This is a genomic window from Microcoleus sp. PH2017_12_PCY_D_A, assembly GCF_020738565.1.
GTDB lineage: Bacteria > Cyanobacteriota > Cyanobacteriia > Cyanobacteriales > Microcoleaceae > Microcoleus.
On the sequence record NZ_JAEQCI010000114.1, the window covers coordinates 1 to 4,763 of the forward strand.

General features: G+C 45.5%; 2 protein-coding genes. One reads left to right on the top strand and one right to left on the bottom strand.

Annotated elements, in window-relative coordinates; genetic code table 11:
• Positions 1-625: 625 nt before the first annotated feature.
• On the bottom strand, positions 626-2,308 hold the full coding sequence (locus JGK39_RS26820; RefSeq protein WP_293261880.1) for a N,N-dimethylformamidase beta subunit family domain-containing protein: 1,683 nt from the start codon (positions 2,306-2,308) through the stop codon (positions 626-628).
• A 365-nt stretch (positions 2,309-2,673) separates the two neighbouring features.
• Between JGK39_RS26820 and JGK39_RS26825 the strand changes: the two genes are divergently transcribed.
• Entirely contained in the window at positions 2,674-4,626 is a 1,953-nt protein-coding gene (locus JGK39_RS26825; RefSeq protein WP_293297931.1) for an FAD-dependent oxidoreductase, read from the top strand.
• Positions 4,627-4,763 lie beyond the last annotated feature (137 nt).

A 4,763-nucleotide genomic window follows, 5' to 3' on the forward strand; every position in this document is an offset into this window, starting at 1 on the left:
CCATCACAAGATTGACAAAACTTATATTGCCGATGCCAGCTCAAATTCACTCATCTTTCTAAATGCTGTTTTCTGACTTTTTCAGCAAGCCCTATTTATTGTTTAACCTGTGACGTATAGATGTAAGGTGCGCCACAAGCACGCTACAGTTTTTTGTCGATCTATAGCCTTTCTCAAATAGATGAGGGACGCTTATGGTAATGGGTAATCGGTAATCGGTAATCGGTAATCGGTAATGAATAATTGCCACAGCACCAGCTTTTGAAATGCCAGCTTTTTTATGATTACCAGAAACAATTGGTTTAAAGCCTCTCCCTTTTATGGAGAAATTAAAATCAGACTATTCATGAGTCAAATTTTCTTCTTTACAGGTAGAGATAGCTCTCAACTGTCAACTGTCAATTGAATTACCAATTACCAATTACCAATTACCTATTACCAATTACCTATTACCTATTACCAATTACCTATTACCCATTACTTCATCTTTAACTCGAACTGCTATAGTTATTAGATATAGCGGTTCTCAAAAAAATGAGGTATGCCCTAGGCGCTAGGCCCTAGGCCCTAGGCGCTATGCCCTAGGCCAGACAGTATCTCATATGAGAGCTTGAAAGGCTATAATTCAATCTTTAGCTGAATTTAACAGCTTTGCCAAAACGTTTCGCGTTATCTGCTGAGCTCCGGCATTTAAGACTGGCGATCGCAACTGCGGCGCATTGTAATCGTCCAATCCCCACGCCCACTGCATCGAACCAGTCGCGAATACTTTCGCCCCCGAATCTGCGGTATAAACCGTCATGTCAGCATAGCGAGTCCCGCCGCCGTGAGGGTATGGAGAATGGCCGATCCGAACTATATTTTTCGGGGCATTACCGAACATTCGATCGACTTCATAACCCAACAGTCCCGGTAACTTGGCGCCCGGTTTTAAATCAGTTTTTTCTAGCAGCCAATCCGGGGCATTTTTATCAATCACAATATCATAATTAACTTGAAATGTCTCGTACATAACACCTATCAAAGCATCTTCTGGACTTCCGATAGAGTGGTCTCGCCAGCGAGTTGTTACTAAAGAATAAAGTGCTGGGGATTTATTGTAATTTGTTGCTATTTGAGCGCGGTCTGGTTGGTCTATTTCATACTTTGATTCCCCACTATTAGATATTTCTACTACCGAATTAACGGCGCCTAATTCTTTTTGTAATCCGCCCATAGGGTCTAAATCTGCCATTTCTTTATAAGCAACTACAGTTCGGTTTACTTCGCCAGTAATCCGGCTGGGTTCTAGGCGGATCTGCCAGTAGCAAATATTGGAACCAAAAAAGCCGATGCTGACGCCTTCATCTCTAGCTGCTTCTATATTTTTCCGCATATCTCGCGACCAGTATTCATCGTGACCTACAGATAAAAATGCCTTGTGAGACAACAGCAACCGGGAGTTAAAATGCGTGTCTATGTTGGTGGCATAGGTAACATCGCAGCCTTCTTTTTCCAGCCACCTGACCATATTGTATTCCCAACCAGCGCTCGAAGTTCTCCTTTTTGGCTGAAAATTTGTCAGAAATTCCCCCGCACCTACGCCGTAAGCTGCTTTGCGGTTGGGACTCATGGCGTAGGGCCGATTAAATGAAACTTTGTAGGCTTGTTTTCCCTGACTGTTCCAGCGGTACAGCGATTTGTAGCCCCAATTGTTGTAGGCTTGAAAAGTGGTAACGCTGGATTGAAATAAAATGTCGGATTTGCGATCGTCATCCCGGACTGCAAAGATGATATAACTTTGTTTCCCGCTGATACTGGCAGTGAGTTTTGCTAAATAAATGCCACTCGTCCAGTCCGAAGGGCGATCGGGAATTTGCAAAATATACGGGTCTTTCCAATCGCACTCTATTAGTCCCGATGCTTCATCTTCTCTCGGCGGAGGCTGTCTGATTCCCTTCCGCACAATTGGGTCGTCGATCCGGCGGCCGCCGAGTCCATTATACCATCCGGTGCGGAATATTTCTATGGTATAATTTGGTTCTTTAGTGTTGACAAATAATTTAATTTCGCCGCCGAGATTGACGCTGGTCAGAGATGCGTAACCTTCGATTTCTCGCTTGGTGGCAGGATTTTCTAACTCCCAGTCTGCGGTTCCGGGTTTTTGGTTTTCTCGGGCTGTGAGATTGGTAGCTAACGCACTTTTTTCGAGATTTGAATTGTCTTGAGAATGTGCGGCGCTGTTATAGAAAAAAGGGGCGGCTAAGCCAAAAGAGAAAGCTTTCAGAAACTCTCGGCGGCGTAATTTGGACAATAGTTTAACTGTCACTGGTTTAAGTCTATGAATTTTAGGTGATAGATTGTACGGTTGGGTTTTAGTGGGGAGAGCGTAAAATAACTTTACATTAGCCCTGAAGACATCATACCTGAGATAGATTAATTTGCGATCCTCTTCGAGGGCTTCGCCAACGCGCGATCGACTACTCCGACTGGGTGATTTGTGTGAATTTTTCTTCACATATAATGTATTAGGTCTTATGATGTATGCCCTATGGCCTATGTCCCATCACCGAACAATCTTACAGAGAACAGCCGATTTGAGATGTTTTTAGGTACAAGTCCCGGAATCATTCGTCAATCGCCTCTAAAATCTGAAATCGAAAATCGGACGACCTCTTTGTGTAAACCAGCTTTATGAGTGAATCAACCAATCCACCGCTATCTCCACCAGTTTCTCGACGAACCGCCCTCAAATTCCTCGGAGTCGGTGCCGCAGGCGGGCTATTGGGCTACTCTCGATTTTCCAAACCAGAGCCCGCCGTTTTTGGGCAAGACACTCTTGACTTGCCCCGAATGCTGAATAAACCCAAAAGCGTTGCAGTTGTCGGCGCAGGCTTAGCCGGGCTCGCCTGTGCTTACGAACTGAGTCAGCGGGGTTTCGCCGTGACACTGTTGGACAAATCGCCCCAACTCGGCGGCAAAATTGCTAGTTGGCCGATACAAGTCGGGAACGAAACCTTTATGATGGAACACGGTTTCCACGGTTTTTTCCCGCAATACTACAACCTCAAAAGTGTAGTCAAAGAACTAGAAATTACCGATAACTTTGTATCTTTAGAATCCTACGCCGTTGTGTTTCGAGACGGCAAATACCAACCTGAGGTTTTCCGTCCCAACCATTCAGCTTTCCCCTGGAATATAGTTGATTTGGGGATATCTTCTCCGAATCGGCTCAAGTGGGGAATCAATCTGACAAAACCCGCTCACTGGCAAGTTTTTCGGGAAATCGGCGGTTTTCAAACTCAAAAAAGTTTCGCTCGCCTCGACAATATATCAGTTGCCGACTGGGTAAAAGGTGAATTCCCGCGCGGACTTTACGACTTGTATTTTCTGCCTTTTGCCAAGTCCAGTCTCAACGCCCCCGACGAATTGAGCGTAGGAGAATTAATGCAATTTTTCCACTTTTACTTTTTCGGAAATCCCGAAGGTTTAGCCTTCAACGGCACCCGGCAAGATATGGGCACGAGTTTAGTGCAGCCGATTGCCAGAGCCATTGAAAGTAAAGGTGGCAAAGTATTGACAGATGTCGCAGTTAGTGGAATTCACTGGGAAAACGGTCAGATTGATTCTTTGACTTATCAGTTTGGAGACGTGCAGAGTAAAGTACCTTTTTGGGTAAAGCGAAACGCGCTGTTAACTGACAGCAACTCTACGGAATATTTCGGCGCTGGCGACAGCGTATTTGCCGCAGCACCCGGAGGAAAAGAGGCAATTTCTCTGAGTTGTACTCACCAAGGCTGTACGGTTCAGAAACAAAATGACGGTCAATTTCACTGTCCTTGTCATGGGGCAGTTTTTGATGCTGATGGGCGAGTTGTGAGCGGGCCTGCTCAGCGGGATTTGCCGAGATTTAAGGTAGTTGATAAAAAATCCGATGAGATACAGTTAGCCACCGCTCCTAATAAGTCGCAACCGCAGAATGCAGGGGAAACATTGAAGGCTGATTATTATGTATTTGCGGCGGATGTTCCGGGGATGCAGCATTTGTTTAGTTTGGCTAGCGGTGAGGTGAATCCGCAGGTGCAGAGCCGAATTGAGGAATTGAAAATAGCCGATCCGTTTGCGGTTGGGCGTTTTTGGTTCGATCGCGATTTTCCCTGGGAACACAGCAATTTCAGTTCGCTTTCCGGCTACAAACTGACTGATAGCATCACACTTTACCACAAAATTCAGGATCAGTTCATCGAGTGGAATCAGAAAACAGGCGGCAGCGTAGTGGAACTGCACGCTTATTGTTACAAAGAGAAAGAATTCCCCAATCAGGAAGTTTTGCTGGCGACTTTCGAGCAAGAATTGTACGAAATTGTACCGGAATTAAAAGCAGCAAATCTGCTGCATCGGGAACTGGTAAATCAAAAGAATTTCTCGGGTTATCCGCCCGGTAGTTATGCGGAAAGGCCGGAGACTTGCTGCGCTGTTCCCAATCTGTTGTTTGCGGGAGATTGGGTAAAAATGCCTTTTCCTTGCGGTTTAATGGAAAGGGCGGTGAGCAGCGGTTTGTTGGCTGCTAATGCTATTTTATACCAGGAGGGTTTGCAGAGGCGATCGCTCTTGACGGTTAATCCCGAAGGCGTGCTGAAAATCTAAGGTTTGCAGCGGGGTGGATTTTAGATGGTGTCCGCACGAACAAAAACTGGTTGGTAGTGAGGACTTTAGTCCTCAGGAGAAGAAGGACTAAAGTCCTGACTGCGAACCTTAACAAAAACTGGTTGGTAGTGAGGACT

Coding starts and splice junctions, on each gene's coding strand:
- JGK39_RS26825 (WP_293297931.1), top strand. CDS start 2,674: ATGAGTGAATCAACCAATCCACCGCTATCTCCACCAGTTTCTCGACGA.